Genomic DNA, 24,459 nt, shown 5'->3' with positions numbered 1-24,459 from the left:
CGCGTGGGTCCTCGTGTCAGCTCGCCATCACACGCGACGGCCGGGCGGCCTCTCCGGTCTCCTGGGCGGCCGCGGTGTCGCCGGTCTGCGCAGGCTCCGGGACCTCCCGGTGCGCCGGGTCACGGACCTCGCCGACCAGCATCTCCAGCACGTCCTCCAGGGCGACCAGACCCAGCACGCGCCCGCCGGAGTCCGCGACCGACGCCAGGTGGGACGCGGCCCGCCGCATCTGGGTGAGCGCGTCGTCCAGCGGCAGCTCCGCGCGGAGGGTGGCCATCGGCCGCCACAGCCGCGCCGGGACGGGCCGGCCGGTGTCCTCCAGGTCGAGGACGTCCTTCACGTGGAGGTAGCCGAGGTAGGCGCCCTCCGGTCCGGCCACCGGGAAGCGCGAGTAGCCGGTGCGTACGGTCAGCTCCTCGACCTCGGCGGGGGTGACGGACGCGTCGACCGTCACCAGCTCCGCCGGGGACAGCAGGACGTCCGTGACCGGGCGGGTGCCCAGCTCCAGCGCGTCCTCCAGGCGTTCCTGGGCGTCGTCGTCGAGGAGTCCGGCCTGCCGGGCGTCCTCGACGAGCACGGTCAGCTCCTCGCTGGTGAAGACCGCGTCGATCTCGTCCTTGGGCTCGACCCGGAACAGCCGCAGCACGAGCTTGGCGCACCAGCCGAGCACCGCGATGACCGGCCGGAACAGCCGGGCGAAGCCGACGAGTCCGGGGCTGAGCCACAGCGCGGTCTTCTCGGGCGCGGCCATCGCCAGGTTCTTGGGGACCATCTCGCCGATGACGAGGTGGAGGAAGACCACGACGGCGAGCGCGATGACGTAGCCGAGCGGGTGGATCAGCCCCTCGGGCAGGTGGATCGCCTCGAAGAGCGGCTCCAGCATGTGGGCGACGGTCGGCTCGGCGACCGCACCCAGCGTCAGGGAGCAGACCGTGATGCCGAACTGGGCCGCCGCCATCATCTGCGGCAGGTTCTCCAGCCCGTGCAGGACCGTACGGGCCCGCCGCTGCGTGCCGGCGAGCGGCTCGATCTGGCTGCGCCGTACGGAGACCAGGGCGAACTCGGCGCCGACGAAGAAGCCGTTGCCCAGCACCAGCAGGCCGGCGAAGAACAGCTGCAGGAAGCTCATCGCCCGCCCTCCTGCCCGTCCTCGGGCTCCTCGAACCCGACGCGTACCAGGCGGACCCTTTCGGCACGGTGGTGCGCGACCTCGCGCACCCGCAGCTCCCAGCCGGGCAGCAGTGCGGTGTCCCCCGGCTCGGGAATGCGTTCGAGGAGGTCGGCGACGAGGCCGGCCACCGTCTCGTACGGCCCCTCGGGGGCCTCGAGCCCTATGCGCTCCAGCAGGTCGACCCGGCAGCCGCCGTCGGCGTCCCAGGCGGGGTTGCCGTTCTCCGCGGGGGCGGCCGCCAGCTCGGGCAGGTCGGCGCCGTCGTGCTCGTCGCGCACCTCGCCGACGAGCTCCTCGACGATGTCCTCCAGGGTGACGACGCCGGCGGTGCCGCCGTACTCGTCGACGACCACGGCGATCGGCTGCTCGCGGCGCAGCTGCTCCAGGAGCGGCTGCACCGGCAGCGTCTCCGGGACGAGCAGCGGGGCGACCGTGACCCGGCCGACCGGCGTGCGGTCGCGCAGGTGGGCCGGGACGGCGAGGGCGTCCTTCAGGCTCGCCATGCCGACGATGTCGTCCAGCCGCTCCCGGTAGACCGGGAAGCGCGACAGCCCGGTGGCCCGGGTCAGGTTGAGGACGTCGGCGGCGGTGGCGGTGTCCTGCAGGGCGCTGACCCGTACGCGCGGGGTCATCACGTTCTCCGCCGTGAGGTCGCCGAGGGAGATGGTGCGGACGAACAGGTCCGCGGTGTCCTGCTCGAGGGCCCCGGCACGGGCGGAGTGGCGGGCCAGCGAGACCAGCTCGGTGGGGGTGCGCGCGGAGGCCAGCTCCTCGGCGGGCTCCACGCCCAGCGCCCGCACCAGGCGGTTCGCGGCGGCGTTGAGGGCCTCGATGACCGGGCGGAACAGGGCGGAGAAGGCCCGCTGCGGCCCGGCCACGAAACGGGCCACCTCCAGCGGACGGGACACCGCCCAGTTCTTCGGGACGAGCTCGCCGATGACCATCTGGACGGCCGAGGCGAGGATCATGCCGATCACGACCGCGACGGCGGGCGCCGCGCCCTCGGGCACACCCACCGAGGTGAGCGGTCCGGCGAACAGGTCGGCGAGGGCGGGCTCGGCCAGCATGCCGACCACCAGTGAGGTGATCGTGATGCCGAGCTGGGTGCCCGAGAGCTGGAAGGACAGCTTGCGCAGCGCCTCCACGACGCTGCGGGCCCTGCGGTCACCCTCGGCGGCGGCGCGTTCGGCGGCCGGGCGTTCGACGGTCACCAGGCCGAATTCGGCGGCGACGAAGAAGCCGTTCGCGAGGATCAGGACGAAGGCTGCCGCGAGCAGCAGCAACGGGGCGCTCATGCCGCCGCTCCCGTATGTCGGGGGGGAGAGGCGGCGCGGGTACTACCGGACGATCCGTCCATCGTGGATTGGGTGTCACTCCTCGGGTCGTTGCGAAGGTTCCAGAGTAATGAAGAAGCGGGCCGGGGCGGCAGGTCTAGTGCGCCGTCGGCTTGCCGGTACCGTACGCCTCCGCGAGGGCCCGCAGGGCGCGCGCGTCGCGCAACGCGCGGGCGCGTCCGATCCCCGGCTGGATGCCCATGGCGGCCAGGCTGGTGCCGTCGGCCAGGTCGAGGTACACCCACGGATCGCCGGGACGCAGGTTCACCCGGAGGACCTGCGCCCATTCCAGCCGGCGCCGGGTCGTCAGGTTGACGACGGTCACACCGTCGCGGTCGGCGGCCACCTTGGGCCGGCTGAGCAGCACGAGCACCCCGGCGATCAGCAGCCCGGTGAGCACGATCCAGATCCGGTCCGAGGTGTGCCAGGGCCGTGCGCCGTCCGCGGGGAGGAGCACGGCGATGACGACGAAGGCCGCGAGCAGCCCGGTGGCCAGGCCCAGCAGCACCGCGCGGGTGCGGGCGGGCCGGAAGGTGACGGGCAGCACGGGGAGTTCCACGGGCATGGCGTGCGGGGTGGGCGAGGTCACAGACGGCACGCGTGGATCCCGGTGGTGAGGATGGCCCGCGCGCCGAGGTCGTACAGCTCGTCCATGATCCGCTGGGCCTCGCGGCTGGGGACCATGGCGCGCACGGCGACCCAGCCCTCGTGGTGCAGCGGGGAGACGGTCGGCGACTCCAGGCCGGGCGTGAGGGCGATGGCCCGCTCGACGTGCTCGACGCGGATGTCGTAGTCCATCATCACGTAGCGGCGGGCCACCAGGACGCCCTGGAGGCGGCGCAGGAACTGCTGCACCTTCGGCTCGGCCGCCGCGTCCTCGCCGCCGGCGCCGGCCCGGCGGATGACGACCGCCTCGGAGTCGAGGATCGGCTCCCCGATGACCTCCAGGCCGGCGTTGCGCAGGGAGGTGCCCGTCTCGACGACGTCGGCGATGACGTCCGCCACACCGAGGTGGATGGAGGTCTCGACGGCGCCGTCGAGGCGGACCACCGAGGCCTCCACCGAGTGGTCGGCGAGGTGCTTCCGGACGATCTCCGGGTAGGAGGTGGCGACCGTCTTCCCGCCGAACTCCTTCACGTCGCTCACGCCGCCGGGTGTGGTGGCGTAGCGGAAGGTGGAGCGGGCGAAGCCGAGCTGCAGGATCTCCTCGGCGTTGGCACCCGAGTCCAGCAGCAGGTCGCGGCCGGTGATGCCGATGTCGAGGCGGCCCGAGCCGACGTAGATGGCGATGTCGCGCGGGCGCAGGTAGAAGAACTCGACGTCGTTCTCGCCGTCGACGAGGACGAGTTCCTTGGAGTCCTTGCGCTGGCGGTAGCCGGCCTCATGCAGCATCGCCGACGCAGGTCCGGACAGTGAACCCTTGTTGGGGACGGCGATGCGCAGCATGACAGCGTTCCTTTGCAGCTCGGATGTGGGTGGGACAGGGCTCGTGGGGCGGGTCCGGCCTGGGGCGATCCGCTCAGAGATGAGCGTAGACGTCGTCGAGGCCGATGCCCCGGGCGACCATCATCACCTGCAGGTGGTACAGCAGCTGGGAGATCTCCTCCGCGGTGCGGTCGGCGCCTTCGTACTCGGCTGCCATCCACACCTCGGCGGCCTCCTCGACCACCTTCTTGCCGATCGCATGCACTCCCTTGCCGACCAGTTCGGCGGTGCGGGAGCTGCTGGGGTCGCCGGTGGCGGCCTTGTGCTGGAGCTCGGCGAAGAGCTCCTCGAATGTCTTCTTGGCCATGGTGGTCCCCACCCTACGCGGAAGTCCCCTTACCTCACCGCCACGGCTCGGATACTGAACGCAGGACGGTCGCGGTGGCGATCGCGGCGGTGACGGCCTCGTGCCCCTTGTCCTCGTTCGAGCCGGGCAGTCCGGCCCGGTCCAGGGCCTGCTCCTCGGTGTCGCAGGTGAGCACGCCGAAGCCGATCGGCACGCCGGTGTCGACCGAGACCTGGGTCAGGCCCTGGGCGACGCCCTGGCAGACGTACTCGAAGTGCGGCGTACCGCCGCGGATGACGACGCCTAGGGCGACGACCGCGTCGTAGCCCCGGCTCGCCAGCACCTTGGCGGCGACCGGCAGTTCGAAGCTGCCGGGAACGCGCAGCAGGGTGGGCTCGTCGATGCCCAGGTCGCTCAGGGCGCGCAGGGCGCCGTCGACCAGCCCGTCCATCACCTGCTCGTGCCACTGCGCCGCGATCACGGCCACGCGCAGGTCACCGCAGTTCTTCACGGTCAGCTCGGGGGCGCCCTTACCGCTCACGTCCGTCTTCTCCTTGCTCGTTCTTGCTCTGGTCGTTCGGGTCGTTCTTGGTCGTACAGGTGTCGTGGTGCTGCTTGGGGGCGGGCCTACTGGTTGCGGCAGGCACCGGTGGGGGCCGGGTCCAGCCAGGGCAGGTCGTGGCCCATGCGGTCCCGCTTGGTGCGCAGGTACCGCAGGTTGTGCTCGCCGGCCGCGATCGGCATGGCGACGCGCTCGGCGACCTTCAGGCCGTGCCGCTCGAGGGCCTCGGTCTTGTCGGGGTTGTTGGTCATCAGGCGCAGGGAGTGCACGCCGAGGTCGGACAGCATCTGGGCGGCGGCGCCGTAGTCGCGGGCGTCGGCGGGCAGTCCGAGTTCCAGGTTGGCGTCGAGCGTGTCCCGGCCGCGCTCCTGGAGCTCGTACGCGCGCAGCTTGGACATCAGGCCGATGCCCCGGCCCTCGTGGCCGCGGAGGTAGACCACGACGCCCCGGCCCTCGGCTGCCACCCGTTCGAGTGAGGCCTGGAGCTGCGGTCCGCAGTCGCAGCGCAGCGAGTGGAAGACGTCGCCGGTGAGGCACTCGGAGTGGACGCGGACGAGGACGTCCTCGCCGTCGCCGATCTCGCCGGCCGCGAGCGCGATGTGCTCGACGCCGTCGACGGTGCTGCGGTAGCCGTACGCGCGGAAGTCGCCGAAGGCGGTGGGCAGCCGGGTCTCGGCCTCGCGGCGCACGGTCGGCTCCGAGCTGCGGCGGTAGGTCACCAGGTCCTCGATGGAGATGATGGCCAGGCCGTGCTTGCGGGCGAAGTGGACCAGCTCGGGCAGGCGCGCCATCGTGCCGTCCTCGTTGGCGATCTCCACGATGGCGGCGGCCGGGCGCAGTCCGGCGAGCCGGGCCAGGTCGACGCCCGCCTCGGTGTGGCCGTTGCGGGTGAGGACGCCGCCGGACTTGGCGCGCAGCGGGAAGACGTGGCCGGGCCGGACGAAGTCGCCGGGGACGGAGTCGCCGGAGGCCAGCAGCCGGATCGTGGTCGCCCGGTCGGCGGCGGAGATGCCGGTGGTGACCCCGTGGACGGCGCTCGCGTCGACGGAGACGGTGAACGCGGTCTGCATGGACTCGGTGTTGGAGTCCACCATCTGCGGCAGGTCGACCCGGTCCAGGTCGTGCTCCTCCATGGGCACGCAGATCAGACCACGGCACTCGGTCATCATGAACGCGACGATCTCCGGGGTGGCCTTCTCGGCCGCGATGATGAGGTCGCCCTCGTTCTCGCGGTTCTCGTCGTCCACGACGACGACGGGCCGGCCGGCCGCTATGTCGGCGATCGCACGCTCGACGGGGTCGAGGACGATCGGGGCGTCCTCCGCCACGTAGAGGGTGTGCAGTGCGGTGGTCATGCGGCCGCTCCTTCCAGGACGGGCCCGCCGTGCCGCGGGACCCGGGTCTGCTGCCACCAGGCGTACATGCCGGCGATCACGAGAACGAAGTAGATGACGTACACGAGCGCGGAGAACTTCAGGTCGCTGTTCCAGGCGAGGGGGACGCCGACCGCGTCGACGGCGAGCCAGGCGAACCAGAACTCGACCCAGCCCCTGGCCATGGCCACCATCGCGGCGACGGTGCCGACGAAGATGTAGGCGTCCGGCCAGGGGTTCCAGGACAGCGACGGGTAGAGCGTGAAGAGGCCGACGACCCCGAACAGTCCGGCCGCCGTGCCGGCGACCAGCAGGCCCCGCTCTCGCCAGGTGGCGAAGCGGACCCGGATCTCGCCGCCGTCCCGGACGCCGCGGCGCCACTGGAACCAGCCCCACACGGCGACGCCGATGACGAGCAGCTGCTTGCCGACGCCGCCGGTGAGCTGTGCCGACCAGTACGCGGCGACGAGCACCGCACCGGACAGCAGCTGGACCGGCCAGGCCCACACCGAGCGGCGCCACCCCAGGGCGAGACCGGCCAGGCCGAGGCCGTTGCCGACCACGTCGGTCCACTTGAAGTGCTCACCGAAGGCGGAGAAGGCGACACTGTTCAGGGTGTCGAGGGCGCTCATTCCGCCGGAGCCCCCTTCGGTGCCCCGGCCCGCTCCCCGTACAGCCGCTCGACGTACTTGGCGATCACGTCGACCTCCAGGTTCACCGGGTCGCCGGGCTGCTTGAAGCCGAGCGTGGTGAGGTCGAGGGTGGTCGGGATCAGGCTGACGGAGAAGAAGTCGGGACCGGCCTCGACGACCGTGAGGCTGATGCCGTCGACGGTGATCGAGCCCTTCTCGACCACGTAGCGGGACAGCTCCGCCGGCAGCGAGATCCTCACGATCTCCCAGTGCTCGGCGGGGGTCCGCGAGATCACCGCGCCGGTGCCGTCCACGTGGCCCTGGACGAGGTGACCGCCGAGGCGGCCGCCCAGCTCCATCGGGCGCTCCAGGTTGACCCGGCTGCCGGGGTTCAGCGCGCCGAGGCTGGAGCGCTTGAGGGTCTCGGCCATCACGTCGGCGGTGAACTCGCCGTCCGCGGTGTCGACGACGGTGAGGCACACCCCGTTGACCGCGATCGAGTCGCCGTGCTTGGCGCCCTCGGTGACGACCGGACCGCGCAGACGGAAGCGGGAGGCGTCGCCCAGGTCCTCGACGGCGACGACGTCGCCCAGCTCTTCGACGATTCCGGTGAACACGTCAGTTCTCCTCGGTGCGGCTCGGGTAGGCAGTAATACGCAGGTCGGGGCCGATGCGTTCGATCTCGGCGACGTCGAGCCGCAACGCGTGCGCGATGGTGGTGATTCCCGCGTCCCCCAGGGCCGCGGGTCCGGCCCCCAGGAGGGCCGGTGCGAGGTAGCCGACGACCTTGTCGACGGCGCCCGCGGCGACGAAGGCGCCGGCGAGCGTGGGGCCGCCCTCCAGCAGCACGGAGCGGACGCCGCGGCCGTACAGCTCGGCAAGCAGCGCGGTGACGGCGACGCCGCTGCCGGTGCGGGGCAGGCGGGCCACGTCGACGCCCGGCAGGTGGGCGGTGTCGGTGTCCTCGGCGACGGCGACCAGGGTCGGGGCGGTGCCGTCCAGCACCCGGGCGCCGGGGGTGATCTTGGCGTTGGTGTCGACGACCACCCGCAGGGGCTGGGTGAAGGTGCCCTCCACGCCGCGCACGGCCAGGTGGGGGTCGTCGGCGCGCAGGGTGCCGGAGCCGACGACGACGGCGTCGGACTCGGCGCGCAGACGGTGCACGTCGGCACGGGAGGCGGCGGAGCTGATCCAGCGGCTGGTGCCGTCGGCGGCGGCGATGCGGCCGTCGAGGGTGCTCGCGTACTTCCACAGCACGAAGGGCCGCTGCTCGCGGGAGGCGGTGAGCCACACCTCGTTGCCGCGGGCGGCCTCGGCCTCCATGAGCCCGCTCTCCACGGCGATCCCGGCGGCGGCCAGCGTGGCGCCGCCTCCGGTCGCCGCGGGGGTGGGGTCCGCGACGGCGTACACGACGCGGGAAACGCCGGCCGCGATGAGGGCCTGGGCGCACGGGCCGGTGCGACCGGTGTGGTTGCAGGGTTCGAGGGTGACGACGGCGGTGCCGCCGCGGGCCGCGTCGCCGGCCGCGCGCAGGGCGTGGACCTCGGCGTGGGGTCCGCCCGCCTGCTGGTGCCAGCCCTCGCCGGCGATCTCGCCGCCTGCGTCGAGGATCACGGCGCCGACGACGGGGTTGGGGCTCGTCGAGCCCACGCCGCGGGCGGCGAGCTCTATGGCCCGGCGCATCGCGTCGGCTTCACCGGGTGTTGCCACCGGGTCCTCCTGCCTCATCGGGCACGGACTCCGGGGCTGTGCGGAACACAGAGCGGACGTGAGCCTCGGGGACACCGCGTCCGGTGTGGGGCTGCGTCCGCCCGTGTCACCCGTTTCCGGGGGACACGCACCCACGCTGCCGCCGACGGCGGTGTACCGATGCCCGTCCGCCGCGCACTGCCTCCCATCCGGACTTTAACCGTCGGTCCAGGAATTTCACCTGGTCAACCGGCCGCTGGATGCGGACGGGTCGCGGACTGTAACCGCCGGTTCGGAGTTTCACCGACCCCGGAGTGCGCTGAACGTCACTGGTACTGCTCCACAGTCTGCCACGAAGGTTCCTTGCGGACGCAAGGGATCGCTGTGGATTGGCTCACACGGGATCGGTCCGACCGCTCGGACCCCGCGGCCCGTCGCCATGGCTTCCGGTCAACACGACCCAGGGGAGCGTCCGTTGAGGCCGGCGCGAACCGCATGGGCGGAGCGGGTTCACCCGGGGGACTCCGGTCGTACGCCGGCGCCCGCGAACGTCAGGCGGCCGAGGGGCGGTTGCCCCGGAGCGCCCCGGACGTCACACCTCGGGTGTGAACACCGCGTCCTGCGCCGCGTCCATCGCCGACAGCACCGCGCCGCGCAGCACCGCGCTGCCCGCGACGGTCCCCGCCCGCACCTGGGTCGGCAGCGGGGACATCCGCGCGAGCCGTTCCTCGACCCGGGCGGCCAGGTCCTCGCCCCCGGCCCGGCCCACCTCGCCGCCCAGCACCACGCAGCCTGGGTCGAGCACGGCGGTGACGGCTGCCACCCCGATCACCACCCGGTCCGCCAGCGCGTCGAGGAAGAGCTCGCCCTGCTTGCCGTCCGCCCGGGCCGCGGTCACCACCGCCTCGGCCGCCAGGGCGTCGTCGTCGCCGGACACCGGCATCCCGTGCGAGCGCGCCAGGGCGCACACCGCCGCGCTGCCCGCCAGCGAGTGGAAACCGCCCTCGCACCCGCTGGCCGTCGGCAGTTGGAAGGTCCCCGGAACGGGCAGGAAGCCGATCTCCCCCGTACCGCCCGAGGCACCGCGCCGCAGGATCCCGCCCAGCACCACCGCGGCGCCCACCCCGTGACCCAGCCACAGCAGGACGAAGTCCTCGCGGTCGCGCACGGCGCCCAGGCGCCGCTCGGCGACGGCCGCGAGGTTGACCTCGTTCTCCAGCAGCACCGGGAGGGAGAGCCGCCTGCGCAGTTCGGCGACGAGCGCCGAGTGCCAGGCCGGCAGCTGCCCGGTGGCCCGCAGTTCGCCGGTGGCCGGGTCGACCAGGCCGGGCGCGCCGACCGCGACGGTGTGCAGCGCGCCGGCGCCGGCGGTGCGCGCGGTCCGCTCCAGCAGCGCCACCGAGCGCCGCACCGTGCGCTGCGGATCGCCGAACGGGTCCACCGGCAGGACGGCGCTGCCGATGGTGTTCCCCAATAGGTCGGCCACCTCGAGGGCGACGCTGTGGGTGCGGACGTCGAAGGCGGCCAGTTGCGCCCGGTCGGCGACGATCCCGTACACCCGAGCGTTGGGGCCGCGCCGGTCGGCTCCCGTCTCGCCGACCACCGTGATCAGCCCGGACTCCTGCAGCCGCTCGACCAGGTCGGCGACGCTCGGACGGGACAGCCCGGTGAGGGACTTGAGCTGGGCCGCCGTCAACGGGCCCTCGCGCTGCAGCAGTTCCAGGGCCAGCCGGTCGTTGATCGCCCGAGCGGTGCGGGGGGAGGCGGTGCGCCCGGCGTGGGATCGCATGGCGGTCATGGACGGATCCTTCCAGAAGCCGTCGCGCAGGTGCGAGGGCGGGCGACAGGGGCCCGGTGCGGGACCGTGGCAGGAGGCAGTCTATCTTTCAGGAAGCCTGCCTGATAATTTATGCCCCGAGCACGGCGGGACCAGACTGGAGGGAACATGCCGACGAAGCCGACGACCCCGACGGGGAAGACCGACCCGCGACTGCGGCGCGCCCATCTCGCCGTCGCCGCCGTGTTCGCCGTGCACGGCGCGGTGACCGGCAGCTTCGCCACCCGGGTGCCCTGGATCCAGGAGCACGCGGGGCTCAGCGCCGGACAGCTCGGCTTCGCGCTCGTCTTCGCGGCCCTCGGCGCCTCCGTCGCGATGCCGCTCGCCGCCCGCGTCGCCCACCACATGGGCATGCGCAACGCGCTGCGCCTCCTGCTCGGCCTGTGGTGCGCCTCGCTGGCGCTGCCCGCCCTCTCCTCCGGACTGGGCTGGCTGTGCGGGGCGATGTTCGTGTACGGGGCCTCGGCCGGCATGGCCGACGTCGTCATGAACGCCCAGGGCGTCGAGGTCGAGGAACGCCTCGGCCGCTCGATCATGTCCGGGCTGCACGGCATGTGGAGCGCCGGCACCCTGCTCGGCTCCCTCTTCGGCGTCCTCGCCGCCCACGCGGAACTCGACGCGCGCCTCCACCTCACCGCCGCGGCCGTCCTGCTCGTCGTGCTGGGCCAGGTGGTCTGCAGCGGAGTGCTCGACCTGCGGCCCGCCGCGTCGGAGGAGGCCCCCGCGCGCTTCGCCCTGCCGCCCCGCGCCGCCCTGGTCATCGGCGCCATCGGCTTCTGCGCCGTCTTCGCGGAGGGCGCCAGCATGGACTGGAGCGCGGTCTACCTCCGTGACATCGCCGGCGCCTCCCCCGGTGTCGCCGCCGCGTCCTACACCGCGTTCGCGTGCACCATGGCCGTGTCCCGTCTCCTCGGCGACCTCGTCGTCCGCCGTTTCGGACCGGTCCGCACCGTACGCTTCGGCGGCCTGCTCGCCACGGTGGGCGGCGTCCTCGTCGCCACGGCGTCCACGCAGGTCACCACCATCGCGGGCTTCGCCCTCATCGGCGTGGGCATCGCCGTGGTCGTGCCGCTGTGCTTCGCCGCGGCCGGGCGCAGCGGGCCCAACGCGAGCCAGGCCATCGCGGGCGTCGCCACGGTCACCTACACCTCCGGGCTGGTGGCTCCGGCCGCCATCGGCTCCATCGCGGAGGCCAGCTCCCTGCAGGTCTCCTTCGGCCTGGTCACCCTGCTCGCCGCCGGGCTCGCCGTGGGCGCGGGCGTGCTCCGGCGCGCGGGCACCGTCTCCGTGGAGCGCGACCGCAAACCCGTGGCGGCGACGACCCCGCAGGCCTAGCGTGCCGCCCATGCACATGCGGATCTTCCTGGAGACCGAGCGGCTGCGGCTGCGGCACTTCACCGACACCGACGCGGACGCCGAACTGCTCGTCGCGCTCGACAGCGACCCCGAGGTCATGCGCTACCTGGGCAACGGCCGCCCCACGCCCTCCGACGTCATCCGGCACGAGGTCCTGCCCCGCTTCGCACGCTCCCAGGTCTGGGCGGCGGAGGAACTCTCCACCGGGCACTTCGTCGGCTGGTTCGCCCTCACCCCCCGCCCCGGCGGCCCCGCCGACGACCTCGAACTCGGGTACCGCCTGCGCCGCGCCGCCTGGGGCCGCGGCTACGCCACGGAGGGGTCCCGCGCCCTGGTCCGCAAGGCCTTCACCGACCTGGGCGCGGAGCGCGTCCACGCGGAGACGATGTTCGTCAACGCGCGGTCGCGGCGTGTGATGGAGAAGGCGGGGCTGTCGTTCGTCCGGGTCTTCCACGAGGAGTGGGACGAGGCGTTGCCGGGGGCGGAACAGGGGGAGGTCGAGTACGCGGTCACGCGCACGGCGTGGGCCGACTAGGCGGCTGCGCCGGGCTCCCCGGGTGTTTGTGTGCGGCTCCGTTGCGCCTGCGGCGGGCGTCCACCCGCCTCCCGCCCTCCCCCGGCCTTCGGCCGGGGGAGGGCGGGAGGGTGGGGGAGAAACCGCAACAGCAACAAACGCGGCGCCGCACACGACAACCGGCCCCAACTCACCGCACCGCGAGGTCCTGCAGGCCCACAACGCGAAGCAACCGCAACCGCTCGTAGGACTCGCTCCCCGGCCGCGCCGTGTACACGATCAACCGCTGATCATGCTCCGCACTGAGCAGCACCTCGCACTCCAGCTCCATCAGCCCCACCACCGGATGCTGGAACCGCTTCACATCCGCGCGCCGCACGGCGACCTCGTGCTCGTCCCACAGCGTCGAGAACTCCGCGCTGCGCCCCCGCAGTTCCGCGACCAGCGCGCCCGCGCGCGCGTCGTCGGGCCGGGCGGCCAGGACCGCACGCAGGTGGGCGACGTGACGCCGGGCCTGCTCCTCCCGGTCCCCCGGAGGGAAGAGCTCGCGCGCCGCCGGGTCGAGGAAGAAGCGGCGGACGATGTTGCGCTCCCTCGGCGGCCGGGAGGCCGCGTCGCCGACGAGCGCCGCGGCCATCGCGTTCTGGGCGAGGACGTCCCCCGCGTCGCTGACGACCTGCGCCGGGGTGTCGTCGAGCCGGTCCAGCACCAGCAGCAGTCCGGGCCGTACGTGCCCCGCGGCGCCGGCGTCGCGGGTGCCGCGGGGCGGTTCCTCGCCGGCCAGGTGGAAGAGGTGGTCCCGTTCGTCCTCGGACAGGCGCAGCGCACGGGCGAGCGCGCCCAGGATCTGGCGGGACGGCCGGGGGCCCCGTGACTGTTCGAGCCGGGTGTAGTAGTCCGCGGACATGCCGGCGAGCTGGGCGACCTCCTCGCGGCGCAGGCCGGGGGTGCGCCGCCGGACGCCGACCACCAGGCCCACGTCGGAGGGGGCGAGGCGGGCACGGCTACGGCGCAGGAAGTGGGCGAGCTGCGCGCGGTCGATGTCCACGTTTCAAGCATCCCGCCGGGCCGGGACCTTATCCAGGGAGTGTCGATCCCCGGATGCGGAGGTCTCTCCCGCGGCGCCGCGGGCCGCCGCAGTCGGGTCGGCAGCCGCTTCGTGCCGAGGCTGCTGCAGTGGTGCCGCCCGGGCGAGGAGGTGCGGGTGCTCGTGCGGGACGCGGAGCGGGGCGAGGGGCCAGCCCGGCTGGGGGCACGGATCGCGACCGGGGACCTGCGGGGCCCGGAGGACCTGCGCAAGGCCCTGGCGGGCGTGGATGCGGTCGTGCACCTGGCGGCGGTGTTCCGGGACGGCTCGCAGGAGGGCACCACGCCGACGCGGGCAGCCGCCGAGGCCGGGGCGACGCGTTTCGTGCAGGCGAGCACGAACCTGGTGTACGGCGAGGGCCGGGGCCGCCCCCTGGTGGAGTCCCTGCGCCGGGCCCCCGGCGTCGGGGGCCGGGCGTACAACATCGCCGACGACGCGCCGGCGGCGGCGGGAGGAGCCGGGCTTCCGCCCGCAGTATCCGTCGGTGTGGACGGCCCGCGACGCGGGCGCGCTCTGACTCACCCGATCCGGGGACGCCACGGCCGCCGTGCCGCGAACGCCGCCCGGCCTGCTGGGACGCTGTGCCCATGACGACGGCACGGCGGCCGGCCCCGGTGGGGGTGGGCCAGGTGGTGGCGCGCATGCGCGCGCTCGGCACGGCGCTCCCGCCGGGGGACGGGGTGGCGGTGTTCAACCGTGTCTACCTGTCGGTCACGGAGGAAATGGACGACCGGCTGGCGGCGGGCGGCTTCGGCGATCCCGTCGCCGCCGCCGTGCTGGCCGCCCGTTTCGCCGCCCGGTACCTGCGGGCGGTCGACGGCGCGACCGACCGCCGTGCCGTCCCGGCCTGCTGGCGGCCGCTGCTGCAGTTGCGTGGGCACCGCGGCGTCCGCCCGCTGCAGTTCGCGCTGGCCGGGATCAACGCGCACGTGGGTCACGACCTGGCGCTCGCGGTGGTGGACACCTGCTCCGCGCTGGGGTGCGAGCCGCCTTCGCTGGAACGGGACTTCGATCGCGTGGGCGATCTGCTGACGTCCGTGGAGGAACGCGTCAGGGAGGAGCTGATGCCCGGCCCCGATCTGCTGGACCTCGCCGACCCGCTGACCCATCTCGCCGGTTCCTGGAGCCTGGAACGCGCGCGGGACGCGGCGTGGGCCGCGTCCCGCGTGCTGTGGTCCCTGCGCGGACTGCCGGAGGTGTACGAGGAGTTCGCCGAGAAGCTCGACTCCGGGGTCGGGCTGGTGGGGCGCTTCCTGCTGACCCCGCTGGCCCGCTGAGGGGGGCGGGTCAGTCCTCGTCGAGCATGACCGGCGCGATCTCGTCGTAGAGGTCGCCCGGGCCCGGGTTGGTCGGGTCCGTGGTGCCGCCGAACTGGTGCATCACGCCCCACACGGCGTTGAGCGCGGTCTGCACGGCGCCCTCGGCCCAGCCCGCGGTCCAGGAGATGTCGTCGCCCGCGAGGTAGATGCCGCGCTTGTCCTCGGGGAGGGTGTCCTGCATGAAGTGGGTGAACAGGCGCCGCTGGTAGCGGTAGTGACCGGGCAGGTTCGCCTTGAACGCGCCCATGAAGTAGGGCTCGTTCTCCCAGGAGACGGTCACCGGGTTGCCGATGATGTGCCCCCGGATGTCGACCTTCGGGTAGATCTCGCCGAGCGACTTGAGCATGACCTCCATGCGCTCGGACGCGCTCAGCGGCAGCCACTTGAGGCTGTCGTCGCACCACGTGTACGACAGGCAGATCACGGCCGGCTCGTCCGGGCCGTTGTCCAGCAGGTAGGTGCCGCGGGTCATGCGGTCGGTGAGCGTCATGCTCATCACGTCGCGGCCCGTCTGCTCGTCCTTGTCCAGCCAGAACGGCCGGTCGACCGGGACGAAGAGCTTGCTGGACTCCATGTAGTGGGTGCGCTCGATCGCCGTCCAGTGGTCGATCGGGAAGAGCGAGTCGTCGCAGTCGATCTTGCTGAGCAGCATCCAGCTCTGCGCGGTGAAGATCGCGGCGCGGTAGGTGCGGATGTCGCCGTCGGCGTCGGTGACGGTGATCCGGTTGCCGGCGGTGCGGTGCAGTCGGGTCACGGCCGGGCGGGGGTCGCCGCCGTGCAGGGACTTCAGCGAGGTGCCGAGCGGCCAGTGGACGATCTTCTGCGGTTCGCGTTCCCACAGCCGCAGCGGCAGTTGCTGGCTGCCTCCGACGATGCCGCGGTGGTGGTCGTCGGCCTCGGTGTAGACGACGCGCAGGATCTCCAGGATGGAGTTGGGGAAGTCGGTGTCCCAGCCGCCCGTGCCGAAGCCGACCTGGCCGAAGATCTCCCGGTGGCGGAAGGACTTGAACGCCTCGGAGTCGCACAGGAACCCGTAGAAGGTCTGGTTGTCCAGCTTCTCGACCAGCTTCGCCCAGATCTCGCGGATACGCGGGACGTCGCGCTCACGCATCGCGCGGTTCATGTCGGAGAAGTCCGCGCCCTCCTCCAGGCAGGCGTTCCAGGCGTGCGCGACGTCGCGGTAGACCTGCGGCAGGTCGTCGATGGTCTGCGCGTAGTGGGACTCGCCCTTGAGGTCGACGACGGTCGACGGGGTCTCGGGGGCCAGCGGGTTGGGGAAGGGCGTGGTCTCCAGGCCCACCAGGTCGATGTAGTGCTGCAGGGCGGTGGAGGACGGCGGGAAGCGCATCGCGCCCATCTCCGCGGTCAGGTTCTCGTCGCAGCCCTCGAAGCCGACGGTGCGCAGCCGGCCGCCGATCCGGTCGGCCTCGTAGACGACGGGCTTGAGGCCCATCTTCATCAGCTCGTACGCGGCGACGATGCCGGACAGGCCGCCGCCGATGACCGCGACCTCCGCCCCGTGTTCGGTCGCCGGTATGGAGCCGAGGCCCGCGGCGCTCGCCAGGAAGTCGTCGTAGGCGAACGGGAAGTCCGGGCCGAACATGGTGATCGGCGGGGCCGACCGCACCCCGGGGTGCTGCTCGTCGTGGACCGCGGTGGGCACCGTGGACGTCATGGCGTGGTTCTCCTGGCTGTGAAGCGGTCAGGCGGGGCGGGGGAAGGGGTCGGGATCAGCCCAGCGAGCGGTACAGCTCGGGGCGGCGGTCCTCGAGGTAGGGCGTCTCCTCGCGGACCGCGCGCAGGAGATCCGGGTCGGCGTCGGCGACGACCAGCTCCTCGGTGGCTCCGGCCCGGGCGCGTACGGCGCCGTCGGGTCCGGCGAGGCAGCTCTGCCCCGCGAAGTCGAAATCGCCCTCGGGGCCGCAGCGGTTGGCGTAGGCGACGTGCAGCTGGCTCTCGTACGCGCGGGCCGGCACCAGGGTCTGCGGGACGAACTCGTAGGGCCGCATCAGCGCGGTGGGCACCGCGAGCAGCTGGGTGCCCGCGAGGGCGTGGGCCCGCACGGTCTCCGGGAACTCGACGTCGTAGCAGATGAGGATGCCGATCCGGACGCCGTCGAGTTCGGCCTGGACGACGGCGTCGTCGCCGGGGGTGAACCAGGTCCGCTCGAAGTCGCCGAAGAGGTGGGTCTTGCGGTAGTTGGCGAGGCGTCCGCCGTCCGGCCCGATCAGCTGGGCGGAGTTGAAGACGCCGCAGCCGTCGCGCTCGGGGTAGCCGTAGACGATGCCCAGGCCGTGCTCGGCGGCGATCCGGCCGACCCGGGCGGCGGCCGGCCCGTCGGCCGCCTCGGCGAGGCCCGGGACCGCGTCGCCGAGGGCGTAGCCGGTCAGGTACATCTCGGGCGTGACGAGCAGGCGGGCTCCCGCGGCGGAGGCCCGGCGCGCGGCGGCGTCGAGCGCGGCCAGGCTGTCGTCCACGGAGGAGGGGACGCCGCTCGGGCCTTGGTACAGCGCGGTGCGCAGCGGCGCCATGGAGCCTCTTTCGCCTGGTGGGGAGCCTGTTCCGGATCTGCCTCGACGGTACGATTCCGGGCGTCGTGGCGACAAGACGCGTCCGTTGCGCACCGACCGCCGATTCGTTGCGCGCCGGGGCGCAGCGGCGGCGATTCGTTGCGCGGGGGCGGCCGGACCCGGCTCCCCGGCCCGGCCCGCCCGCGGTCACGGCTCCGGCTGGTCCGGCACTCCCGTGTAGCGGCGCAGCAGCGGCGACAGCACCAGGACGGACTTGGTGCGCTCCACGAAGGGCTCGCCGGCGATCCGCTCCAGGACGCGCTCGAAGTGGCGCACGTCGGCGGCGTAGATCTGGACGACGGCGTCCGCCTCGCCGGTGACGGTCGAGGCGGACGCCACCTCCGGGTAGCGCGACAGGCCGCGCCGGATGTCGTCGGGCGAGGTGTTGTGGCGGCAGTAGAGCTCGACGAACGCCTCGGTCTCCCAACCCAGCGCGGAGGGCTCGACGCGGACGGTGAAACCCGTGATGGCGCCCTCCGCCAGCAGCCGGTCGACGCGGCGCTTGACGGCGGGGGCGGAGAGCCCGACGAGGGAGCCGATGTCGGCGAAGGAGCGGCGGGCGTCCTGGGCGAGGGCGTGGACGATGCGTTCGTCGAGTTCGTTCAGTCGCACTGGGGGTGGGTCACTTCTCTTCGCGAGCGAGTGGGAACGGCGCGTGCCGTACGCACACCAGACTACGAGGCCGACCGCCGTCCACCCCGGCGGAGCACTCCCGGGTGATCGCGTCGAGGCGGGAACGCGGGTGCCCCCGTCCGCGGAAGCGGACGGGGGCACCCGGGCAGCGGTGCCGGCTACTGCCAGCTGGCGTGCAGCGGCTTGCCCTCGGCGTAGCCGGCGGCGCTCTGGATGCCGACGACGGCCTTCTCGGCGAACTCGGCGAGGTTGGCGGCCCCGGCGTAGGTGCAGGAGCTGCGGACGCCCGCGATGATCGAGTCGATGAGGTCCTCGACACCCGGGCGGCCCGGGTCGAGGAACATTCGCGAGGTGGAGATGCCCTCCTCGAACAGCCCCTTGCGGGCGCGGTCGTAGGCGGACTCCTCGCTCGTGCGGTTGGCCACGGCGCGGGCGGAGGCCATGCCGAAGCTCTCCTTGTACGGCCGGCCGTCGGCGGTCTGCTGCAGGTCGCCTGGCGACTCGTAGGTGCCCGCGAACCAGGAGCCGATCATGACGTTGGACGCGCCGGCGGCGAGCGCCATGGCGACGTCGCGCGGGTGCCGGACGCCACCGTCGGCCCAGACGTGCTTGCCGTGCCGGGCGGCCTCGGCGGCGCACTCCATGACGGCGGAGAACTGCGGCCGGCCCACGCCGGTCATCATGCGGGTGGTGCACATGGCGCCCGGGCCCACGCCGACCTTGACGATGTCGGCACCGGCCTCGATCAGGTCGCGCACGCCCTCGGCGGAGACGACGTTGCCGGCCACGACCGGAACCTGCGGGTCCAGGGCGCGGACGGCCTTCACGGCCTGGATCATGCTCTCCTGGTGACCGTGGGCGGTGTCGACGACGAGCGTGTCGACTCCCGCGTCGAGCAGCTGCTTGGCCTTGCCCGCCACATCGCCGTTGATGCCGACGGCGGCGGCGATGCGCAGCCGCCCGCCGGCGTCGGTGGCGGGGGTGTAGAGGGTGGCGCGCAGCGCTGCCTTGCGGGTGAGGATCCCGGCCAGCCTGCCGTCGGCGTCCACCGCGGGGGCGAGCTTGCGGTTGGCCTCCTCCAGGCGGTTGAAGGCCTCGCGCGGGTCGATGTCCGCGGGCAGCAGCAGGAGGTCCTTGGACATCACCACGGAGACCTGGGTGAAGCGGTCCACACCGGTGAGGTCGTGCTCGGTGACGATGCCGACCGGACGGCCGTCCTCGACGACGACGGCGGCGCCGTGCGCCCGCTTGGGCAGCAGCGCCAGGGCGTCGGCGACGGTGGCGTGCGGGCCGAGCACGATCGGGGTGTCGAGCACGAGGTGCCGCTGCTTCACCCAGGTGATCACCTCGGCGATCACATCGATCGGGATGTCCTGGGGGATGACCACCAGACCTCCGCGCCGGGCGACGGTCTCGGCCATGCGGCGACCGGCGATGGCAGTCATGTTGGCGACCACGAGCGGGATGGTGGTGCCGGTGCCGTCCGGGGCCGAGAGGTCGACCGCTTGGCGGGAACCCACCGCCGAGCGGCTGGGGACCATGAACACGTCGTCGTACGTCAGGTCGTACGGAGGCTTTGCATCATTGAGGAAACGCACGTACTTCATTTTTGCACGGACCGGGCCGAAACGAACACGGAGGAAACTCCGGCGCTCACGAAGGGTCGCTCGTAGGTTCCTCCAGGACGACCTCGAAGGGGAGCACGGCCGGCTCGTGGAAGGCGGCGGCGTCCGCGAGGACCCGGCGCGCGGTCCGCCACTGCTCCGGTTCGGCCGCCGCGAAGTCGCGCCAGCCGCGGACGACCAGGCGGAGCCCGCCCCGCGCGGGGTCGGGCAGGTCGGTGAGGCAGTCGTACAGGGCGTCCCAGTTGCGGCCGAACCAGCCGGGCAGCCGCAACTGCTCGGCGCAGCGCTCCATGAACGCGCTCTTGGTGGTGACCCCGTGCAGGTCCAGCACCGTCGTTGCCGTCATCTGCGGACCGCCCTGAAGCTCTGGTAGTGGTCGTCGGTGTAGTAGACCTCCCCGCCGGATCCGGTGACGAAGCGCCGGGCGCCACGGTCGCTCGTCCCCGGGGTCGGGACGGTGTACTCGTGGTAGTAGCCGCGCGGGTGCGCGGGCAGCAGGCCCTCGACGTTGCCGAAGACGGTGCCGTCCTTCGCGTACGGGAAGGGGCCGCCCGCGTCGATCAGCCGGAGCGTCTCGCGGGCCTCGGGCGGCAGGCTCGTGACGGCCACCGTGGGCAGCGCCCCGACGGGTTCGGTGGCGGGCGGGGAGCAGCCGGTGAGCAGCAGCGCGAGGCAGCCCAGCAGGGCGAGGGCGATCACGGTGGCACGGCGGACGGGGCCGGTCGGCATGCCGCGATGCTGCCACAGCCCGCGGTGCCCGCCGCGCAGGGCGCGCGAGCGGACGGTGGGCGGCGGGCGGTGGACTAGGGCTCGCGGAGCGCCTCGGGATCCGCGCGGTCGAGGGCGGGCCGCGGCATGGGCGTGGTGGAGTCCAGCAGGTAGTCGGCGGCGGCGGTGTCCGTCACGATGCTGGTGACCAGACCGGACCGGAGCACGGCGTCGACCGCGGCGGCCTTGCGCAGCCCGCCGGCGATGGCGAGCACCTCGGGGATGCGGCGCAGCCGGTCCGCCTCGATCGTGATGCAGCGCTCGCCCAGGTCACGGCCGACCAGCAGGCCCTCGGCGTCGAAAAGGTGCGAGGACATCTCCGCGGCGACGCCGAGGGAGGCGTAGTGCTCCCGCTCGGCGTCGGTCAGGGCGTCGTGGACGGTGGAGATGCCGGCCGCCCAGGACCCGATCGAGACCACGGCCACGGTGACCTTGTCGAAGTAGCTCATGGCGGCCGCGATGCCGCTCTGGGCGCGCAGCGCCGCGGCCGTCGCCGGGTCGGGCAGCACCATGGGGGCGTACATCGGGTGGGCCTCGCCGCCGGAGACGGCCGCGGCGGTGCGGACCGCCTCGACCGAGCCGCGGTCGGCGGTGCCGGCGTCGTACACGCCGGTGAGCTGGACGACCGTGCACGGCGGCAGCCGGTCGAGGGCGTTGGCCATGGTGATGATGGAGCGCCCCCAGGCGAGGCCGAGCACGTCACCCTCGCTGACCAGCTCGCCGAGCAGCTGCGCGGCGACGGCGCCCAGGTTCTCCGGGTCGGGGCCGTCGGTCTCGTCGGCGGGCGACTCGACGACGACGGCGTGCCGCAGCCCGTAGCGGGCGCGCAGGGCGTCGGAGCGTTCGGCGTCGAGCTCGGCGGGGACCCTGATCTCGATGCGCACGAGGTCACGTTCGAGGGCCGTCTCCAGGACCCGCGCCACCTTGAAGCGGCTCACGCCGAACTCCTCGGCGATCTGGATCTTGGATTTTCCCTCCAGGTAGAAGCGGCGGGCCATCGCCGCCGCCTGGACCATCTCGCCGGGGCCCATGCGCACCCCTGTGCGGCCTGTGGTCACGTTCTCTCCCCAGTTGCCCATCTGATCGGCTCCGCGCTCATCCTCGCACGTACTCCGGAGTACCGGAGCACGCTGCCCACTCAGTGGTCAGTGCGCGCAGGCCGCCGCCGCCTGCTTGCGCAGCCCCCGTACCGCCTCGGCCGGGTCCTCGGCTCCGTAGACGGCCGAACCGGCCACGAAGACGTCCGCTCCGGCCTCGGCGCAGCGCTCGATGGTGGCGGCCGAGACTCCCCCGTCGACCTGCAGCCACAGGTCCAGCCCGTGCTTGTCGATCAGCTTCCGGGCGCGTCGGATCTTGGGCAGCATGATGTCGAGGAAGGCCTGACCGCCGAAGCCCGGCTCCACGGTCATGATCAGCAGCATGTCGAGCTCGGGCAGCAGGTCCTCGTACGGCTCGACCGGCGTCGCCGGCCTGAGCGCCATCGAGGCCCGCGCGCCCTTGGCGCGGATCTCCCGGGCCAGGCGCACCGGCGCGGCGGCCGCCTCGACGTGGAAGGTGACGGAACCCGCGCCCGCCTCGACGTAGGCCGGGGCCCAGCGGTCCGGATCGGCGATCATCAGATGGCAGTCGAGCGGGGTCTTGGTCGCCTTGTGGAGGGACTCCACGACCGGCACGCCGAGCGTCAGGTTGGGGACGAAGTGATTGTCCATCACGTCGACGTGGAGCCAGTCCGCGCCTTCGACGGCCCGCGCCTCGTCGGCGAGGCGCGCGAAGTCGGCGGAGAGAATACTGGGGTTGATCTGCACGGCCATGGTCCCAGTATGGCGGTGCCGGGCGCTTCCCCGCGCACCGGGCGGACGGCTGTGGAAAACCTCCTCGCACGCCCCGTCCGGGCGTGGGATGCTGTGCGGATCGGGAGCACTCCTCGGGGGACGCCTTGGCGAGGCGGAGGTGACGGGTGTGAAGGCTCCACACGGCTGGGCGGTCCTGGTCTGCGGCCGGCGCGGCAAATGGGTCGTGCTCGCGCTCTGGCTGGTCCTGCTGGTGGCGGTGGCGCCGCTGGCCCAGAAGCTCACGGACGCGCAGCAGAACGACTCCTCCTCCTGGCTGCCGGGCAACGCGGAGTCCACTCAGGTCCTGGAACTGCAGAAGCGGTTCCTGCCCGACACCGCCCCCGCCGTCGTGGTCTACGCGCGCCCCGGCGGACTGACCGACGAGGACCGTGCGACGGTCGGTCAGGACGCCGCGCAGATACGACGGATGACCGGGCACGGCGTCTTCGGCGGCCGCACCGTCGGCCCGGTGTACGAGGAACGCGCCGCCGGCCCGCGCGCCGCGCAGCTCATCGTCCCCATCGGCGTGGACGAGGGCGGCTGGACGGGCATCGCGGACGCGGTCGCCGGCATCCGCGCCGTCACCGGCGACGGCACCGGCGGCCTCGAGGTGCACATCACCGGACCGGGTGGCTTCGCGGCCGACTCCGCCGAGGCCTTCGAGGGCATCGACGGCACCCTGCTGTACAGCGCGCTCGCCGTGGTCGTCGTCATCCTGCTGCTCACCTACCGCAGCGTCACCCTCATCCTGCTGCCGGTCGTCTCGGTCGTCGGGGCGCTGTTCACGGCGCAGGCGGCGGTCTACCTGCTGGCCGAGCACGCCGACCTCGTCGTCAACGCGCAGAGCGCGGGCATCCTCACCGTCCTGGTGTTCGGCGCCGGCACGGACTACGCGCTGCTGCTGGTCGCCCGCTACCGCGAGGAACTGCGCCGCCACGAGGACCGCCACGAGGCCATGGCGCTGGCCCTGCACCGGGCGGGGCCGGCGATCGTCGCCAGTGCCGCCACGGTCGCGGTGAGCATGCTGTGCCTGCTGGCCGCCGAGATGAACTCGACCTCCGGGCTCGGGCCGGTCGCCGCCGTCGGCGTCGTCGTCGGCCTGGCCGCCATGCTGACGCTCTTCCCCGCCCTGCTGGTCGTCGTGGGCCGCTGGGTGTTCTGGCCCGCCGTCCCGCACGCCGGTTCCGCCGAGCCCACCCGGAACGGGGTGTGGTCCCGGGTGGGCCGCCGCATCGACCGCCGGCCGCGCACGGTGTGGGTGGGCACCGCCGCCGTGCTGGCCGCACTCTCGCTGGGCGTGATCGGTCTGGAGGCGGCGGGCCTGAGCAACGCCCAGAGCTTCACCGGGACCCCCGACTCCGTCATCGGCCAGCAGGTCGAGTCCCGCTACTTCCCCGCCGGCTCCGGACAGCCGCTGGTGGTGATCGCCGACGCGGGTGCGGCGGAGCAGGTCAAGGCCGCGCTCGACGGCGTCGAGGGCGTCGCACCCGGCTCCGCGGTCGTACCGAAGGGCGCGCCTGCGCAGAAGGACGGCCGGGTCTACCTGGAGGCAACGCTCACCGACCCGGCCGACAGCCAGGCCGCCGAGGACACCGTGGACCGCGCCCGCGGGACCCTGCACGCCGTGCCGGGTGCCGACGCCAAGGTCGGCGGCGGTACGGCGGCACTGCTCGACGCGGGCCGCGCCTCAGCGCACGACAACGAGCTGCTCATCCCCATGATCCTCGTCGTCGTGCTGGTGATCCTGGGCATCCTGCTGCGGGCCCTCACCGCCCCGCTGGTGCTCATCGCGACCGTGGTGCTCTCCTTCGCCGCCGCGCTCGGCGTCAGCGTGCTCGCCTTCCGGCACGTCTTCGGCTTCCAGGGCGAGGACACGGCCTTCCCGCTGTTCGTCTTCGTGTTCCTGGTGGCGCTGGGCATCGACTACAACATCTTCCTGATGACGCGGATCCGCGAGGAGAGCGCGCTGTCCGGGACCCGCGAGGGAACCCTCACCGGCCTCGCGGCGACCGGCGGTGTCATCACCTCCGCGGGCCTGGTGCTCGCCGGCACGTTCGCGGCCCTGGCGACACTGCCCGTCGTGGGCTTCGCGGAGATCGGCTTCGCGGTGGCCTTCGGCGTCCTGCTGGACACCTTGGTCGTGCGGTCGGTGCTGGTGACCGCGTTCACCCTCGACCTGCGGCACCGCGTGTGGTGGCCGAGCCGCCTGGACCGCCCCCGCGCCGGGGCTCCGGCAGAGGAACCGGCCGCGCCCGCCGCCCCGCACGCCGGTGCGTGACGTCCGCCGGACAGCAGTGACCGCCCGCGCCGGGCGGCAGGGTGGCGAGGAACGTCCCGTACGGGTCGCTAATCGCCCTCACCTGCGTGCGCTGGGTGCGGGCGTCGG

General features: G+C 73.2%; 25 protein-coding genes and 1 riboswitch. Of the genes, 5 read left to right on the top strand and 20 right to left on the bottom strand.

Features of this window, described 5'->3' with window-relative positions; translation table 11 throughout:
• Positions 1–16: 16 nt before the first annotated feature.
• The 11 genes from ABZ312_RS40390 to ABZ312_RS40340 all read right to left on the bottom strand — a co-directional run bounded on the left by ABZ312_RS40390 (position 17) and on the right by ABZ312_RS40340 (position 10,330).
• Complete coding sequence (locus ABZ312_RS40390) at positions 17–1,129, bottom strand: hemolysin family protein (RefSeq protein ID WP_500324381.1); 1,113 nt, start codon at positions 1,127–1,129, stop codon at positions 17–19.
• A complete protein-coding gene (locus ABZ312_RS40385) occupies positions 1,126–2,466 on the bottom strand; it encodes a hemolysin family protein (protein ID WP_500324382.1) in 1,341 nt (446 codons plus the stop codon). Before ABZ312_RS40385 ends, ABZ312_RS40390 begins: the two co-directional genes overlap by 4 nt.
• Positions 2,467–2,602: 136 nt before the next feature.
• The gene (locus ABZ312_RS40380; RefSeq protein ID WP_500324496.1) at positions 2,603–3,094 is read right to left on the bottom strand and encodes a PH domain-containing protein; all 492 of its coding nucleotides are present in this window, start codon (positions 3,092–3,094) and stop codon (positions 2,603–2,605) included.
• Entirely contained in the window at positions 3,091–3,951 is an 861-nt protein-coding gene (gene hisG, locus ABZ312_RS40375; protein WP_499510734.1) for an ATP phosphoribosyltransferase, read from the bottom strand. Before hisG ends, ABZ312_RS40380 begins: the two co-directional genes overlap by 4 nt.
• A 73-nt stretch (positions 3,952–4,024) precedes the next feature.
• Positions 4,025–4,297: a phosphoribosyl-ATP diphosphatase gene (locus ABZ312_RS40370; RefSeq protein WP_499510735.1), complete on the bottom strand. Its 273-nt coding sequence runs from the start codon at positions 4,295–4,297 to the stop codon at positions 4,025–4,027.
• 34 nt (positions 4,298–4,331) lie between these two features.
• Positions 4,332–4,817, bottom strand: a complete 486-nt coding sequence (gene ribH / locus ABZ312_RS40365) for a 6,7-dimethyl-8-ribityllumazine synthase (protein WP_499510736.1) — start codon at positions 4,815–4,817, stop codon at positions 4,332–4,334.
• Between the two features lie 86 nt (positions 4,818–4,903).
• Positions 4,904–6,193 (bottom strand): bifunctional 3,4-dihydroxy-2-butanone-4-phosphate synthase/GTP cyclohydrolase II, encoded by a 1,290-nt coding sequence (locus ABZ312_RS40360; RefSeq protein ID WP_500324384.1) that lies wholly within the window; start codon positions 6,191–6,193, stop codon positions 4,904–4,906.
• Positions 6,190–6,843: a nicotinamide mononucleotide transporter family protein gene (locus tag ABZ312_RS40355; protein ID WP_500359534.1), complete on the bottom strand. Its 654-nt coding sequence runs from the start codon at positions 6,841–6,843 to the stop codon at positions 6,190–6,192. The genes ABZ312_RS40360 and ABZ312_RS40355 overlap by 4 nt, the downstream gene beginning before the upstream one ends.
• A complete protein-coding gene (locus ABZ312_RS40350; RefSeq protein ID WP_499510739.1) occupies positions 6,840–7,460 on the bottom strand; it encodes a riboflavin synthase in 621 nt (206 codons plus the stop codon). Before ABZ312_RS40350 ends, ABZ312_RS40355 begins: the two co-directional genes overlap by 4 nt.
• Before the next feature lies 1 nt (position 7,461).
• The gene (gene ribD, locus ABZ312_RS40345) at positions 7,462–8,553 is read right to left on the bottom strand and encodes a bifunctional diaminohydroxyphosphoribosylaminopyrimidine deaminase/5-amino-6-(5-phosphoribosylamino)uracil reductase RibD (RefSeq protein ID WP_500324386.1); all 1,092 of its coding nucleotides are present in this window, start codon (positions 8,551–8,553) and stop codon (positions 7,462–7,464) included.
• Between the two features lie 170 nt (positions 8,554–8,723).
• Positions 8,724–8,854, bottom strand: a riboswitch (FMN riboswitch).
• Between the two features lie 270 nt (positions 8,855–9,124).
• Entirely contained in the window at positions 9,125–10,330 is a 1,206-nt protein-coding gene (locus tag ABZ312_RS40340; RefSeq protein ID WP_500324387.1) for an ROK family transcriptional regulator, read from the bottom strand.
• Positions 10,331–10,477: 147 nt separating this feature from the next.
• Here ABZ312_RS40340 and ABZ312_RS40335 point away from each other — a divergent pair, with 147 nt between their 5' ends.
• Positions 10,478–11,704, top strand: coding sequence for an MFS transporter (locus ABZ312_RS40335; RefSeq protein WP_500359535.1), 1,227 nt, complete (start codon positions 10,478–10,480; stop codon positions 11,702–11,704).
• 16 nt (positions 11,705–11,720) lie between these two features.
• Positions 11,721–12,260, top strand: a complete 540-nt coding sequence (locus tag ABZ312_RS40330; RefSeq protein WP_500359537.1) for a GNAT family N-acetyltransferase — start codon at positions 11,721–11,723, stop codon at positions 12,258–12,260.
• A 169-nt stretch (positions 12,261–12,429) separates the two neighbouring features.
• Here ABZ312_RS40330 and ABZ312_RS40325 read toward each other — a convergent pair whose 3' ends face one another.
• The gene (locus ABZ312_RS40325) at positions 12,430–13,281 is read right to left on the bottom strand and encodes a helix-turn-helix transcriptional regulator (protein WP_500359773.1); all 852 of its coding nucleotides are present in this window, start codon (positions 13,279–13,281) and stop codon (positions 12,430–12,432) included.
• A gap of 117 nt (positions 13,282–13,398) precedes the next feature.
• On the opposite strand from ABZ312_RS40325, the gene ABZ312_RS40320 reads away from it, so the two are divergent.
• Entirely contained in the window at positions 13,399–13,917 is a 519-nt protein-coding gene (locus ABZ312_RS40320) for an NAD-dependent epimerase/dehydratase family protein (RefSeq protein ID WP_500439860.1), read from the top strand.
• Entirely contained in the window at positions 13,914–14,603 is a 690-nt protein-coding gene (locus tag ABZ312_RS40315; protein WP_500324390.1) for a DUF5995 family protein, read from the top strand. Before ABZ312_RS40320 ends, ABZ312_RS40315 begins: the two co-directional genes overlap by 4 nt.
• Positions 14,604–14,613: 10 nt before the next feature.
• On the opposite strand, the gene ABZ312_RS40310 is transcribed toward ABZ312_RS40315, so the two are convergent.
• From ABZ312_RS40310 to rpe, 8 genes are all read right to left on the bottom strand, one after another.
• Complete coding sequence (locus ABZ312_RS40310; RefSeq protein WP_500439859.1) at positions 14,614–16,320, bottom strand: flavin monoamine oxidase family protein; 1,707 nt, start codon at positions 16,318–16,320, stop codon at positions 14,614–14,616.
• Positions 16,321–16,375: 55 nt separating this feature from the next.
• On the bottom strand, positions 16,376–17,176 hold the full coding sequence (locus ABZ312_RS40305; protein ID WP_500324392.1) for a carbon-nitrogen hydrolase family protein: 801 nt from the start codon (positions 17,174–17,176) through the stop codon (positions 16,376–16,378).
• Between the two features lie 186 nt (positions 17,177–17,362).
• Entirely contained in the window at positions 17,363–17,827 is a 465-nt protein-coding gene (locus ABZ312_RS40300; protein ID WP_500324393.1) for an Lrp/AsnC family transcriptional regulator, read from the bottom strand.
• 179 nt (positions 17,828–18,006) lie between these two features.
• Positions 18,007–19,455 (bottom strand): GuaB1 family IMP dehydrogenase-related protein, encoded by a 1,449-nt coding sequence (locus tag ABZ312_RS40295; RefSeq protein WP_500324394.1) that lies wholly within the window; start codon positions 19,453–19,455, stop codon positions 18,007–18,009.
• Positions 19,456–19,501: 46 nt separating this feature from the next.
• The gene (locus tag ABZ312_RS40290) at positions 19,502–19,819 is read right to left on the bottom strand and encodes a barstar family protein (RefSeq protein WP_500439858.1); all 318 of its coding nucleotides are present in this window, start codon (positions 19,817–19,819) and stop codon (positions 19,502–19,504) included.
• On the bottom strand, positions 19,816–20,202 hold the full coding sequence (locus ABZ312_RS40285; protein ID WP_500324396.1) for a guanyl-specific ribonuclease: 387 nt from the start codon (positions 20,200–20,202) through the stop codon (positions 19,816–19,818). Before ABZ312_RS40285 ends, ABZ312_RS40290 begins: the two co-directional genes overlap by 4 nt.
• A 74-nt stretch (positions 20,203–20,276) precedes the next feature.
• Complete coding sequence (locus tag ABZ312_RS40280; RefSeq protein ID WP_500324397.1) at positions 20,277–21,320, bottom strand: sugar-binding transcriptional regulator; 1,044 nt, start codon at positions 21,318–21,320, stop codon at positions 20,277–20,279.
• Positions 21,321–21,386: 66 nt separating this feature from the next.
• The gene (rpe, locus tag ABZ312_RS40275; RefSeq protein ID WP_499510752.1) at positions 21,387–22,052 is read right to left on the bottom strand and encodes a ribulose-phosphate 3-epimerase; all 666 of its coding nucleotides are present in this window, start codon (positions 22,050–22,052) and stop codon (positions 21,387–21,389) included.
• 148 nt (positions 22,053–22,200) lie between these two features.
• On the opposite strand from rpe, the gene ABZ312_RS40270 reads away from it, so the two are divergent.
• A complete protein-coding gene (locus tag ABZ312_RS40270; RefSeq protein WP_500439857.1) occupies positions 22,201–24,351 on the top strand; it encodes an MMPL family transporter in 2,151 nt (716 codons plus the stop codon).
• Positions 24,352–24,459 lie beyond the last annotated feature (108 nt).

Source organism: Streptomyces sp. NPDC006207, assembly GCF_040613835.1.
In the GTDB taxonomy this organism is placed as follows: domain Bacteria; phylum Actinomycetota; class Actinomycetes; order Streptomycetales; family Streptomycetaceae; genus Actinacidiphila.
Note: the sequence above shows the minus strand (reverse complement) of the source record. Positions and strands in the feature narration are given on the sequence as shown.

Coding starts and splice junctions, on each gene's coding strand:
- ABZ312_RS40390 (WP_500324381.1), bottom strand. CDS start 1,129: ATGAGCTTCCTGCAGCTGTTCTTCGCCGGCCTGCTGGTGCTGGGCAAC.
- ABZ312_RS40385 (WP_500324382.1), bottom strand. CDS start 2,466: ATGAGCGCCCCGTTGCTGCTGCTCGCGGCAGCCTTCGTCCTGATCCTC.
- hisG (WP_499510734.1), bottom strand. CDS start 3,951: ATGCTGCGCATCGCCGTCCCCAACAAGGGTTCACTGTCCGGACCTGCG.
- ABZ312_RS40370 (WP_499510735.1), bottom strand. CDS start 4,297: ATGGCCAAGAAGACATTCGAGGAGCTCTTCGCCGAGCTCCAGCACAAG.
- ABZ312_RS40360 (WP_500324384.1), bottom strand. CDS start 6,193: ATGACCACCGCACTGCACACCCTCTACGTGGCGGAGGACGCCCCGATC.
- ABZ312_RS40355 (WP_500359534.1), bottom strand. CDS start 6,843: ATGAGCGCCCTCGACACCCTGAACAGTGTCGCCTTCTCCGCCTTCGGT.
- ABZ312_RS40340 (WP_500324387.1), bottom strand. CDS start 10,330: ATGACCGCCATGCGATCCCACGCCGGGCGCACCGCCTCCCCCCGCACC.
- ABZ312_RS40335 (WP_500359535.1), top strand. CDS start 10,478: ATGCCGACGAAGCCGACGACCCCGACGGGGAAGACCGACCCGCGACTG.
- ABZ312_RS40330 (WP_500359537.1), top strand. CDS start 11,721: ATGCGGATCTTCCTGGAGACCGAGCGGCTGCGGCTGCGGCACTTCACC.
- ABZ312_RS40315 (WP_500324390.1), top strand. CDS start 13,914: ATGACGACGGCACGGCGGCCGGCCCCGGTGGGGGTGGGCCAGGTGGTG.
- ABZ312_RS40310 (WP_500439859.1), bottom strand. CDS start 16,320: ATGACGTCCACGGTGCCCACCGCGGTCCACGACGAGCAGCACCCCGGG.
- ABZ312_RS40305 (WP_500324392.1), bottom strand. CDS start 17,176: ATGGCGCCGCTGCGCACCGCGCTGTACCAAGGCCCGAGCGGCGTCCCC.
- ABZ312_RS40295 (WP_500324394.1), bottom strand. CDS start 19,455: ATGAAGTACGTGCGTTTCCTCAATGATGCAAAGCCTCCGTACGACCTG.
- ABZ312_RS40290 (WP_500439858.1), bottom strand. CDS start 19,819: ATGACGGCAACGACGGTGCTGGACCTGCACGGGGTCACCACCAAGAGC.
- ABZ312_RS40285 (WP_500324396.1), bottom strand. CDS start 20,202: ATGCCGACCGGCCCCGTCCGCCGTGCCACCGTGATCGCCCTCGCCCTG.
- ABZ312_RS40280 (WP_500324397.1), bottom strand. CDS start 21,320: ATGGGCAACTGGGGAGAGAACGTGACCACAGGCCGCACAGGGGTGCGC.
- rpe (WP_499510752.1), bottom strand. CDS start 22,052: ATGGCCGTGCAGATCAACCCCAGTATTCTCTCCGCCGACTTCGCGCGC.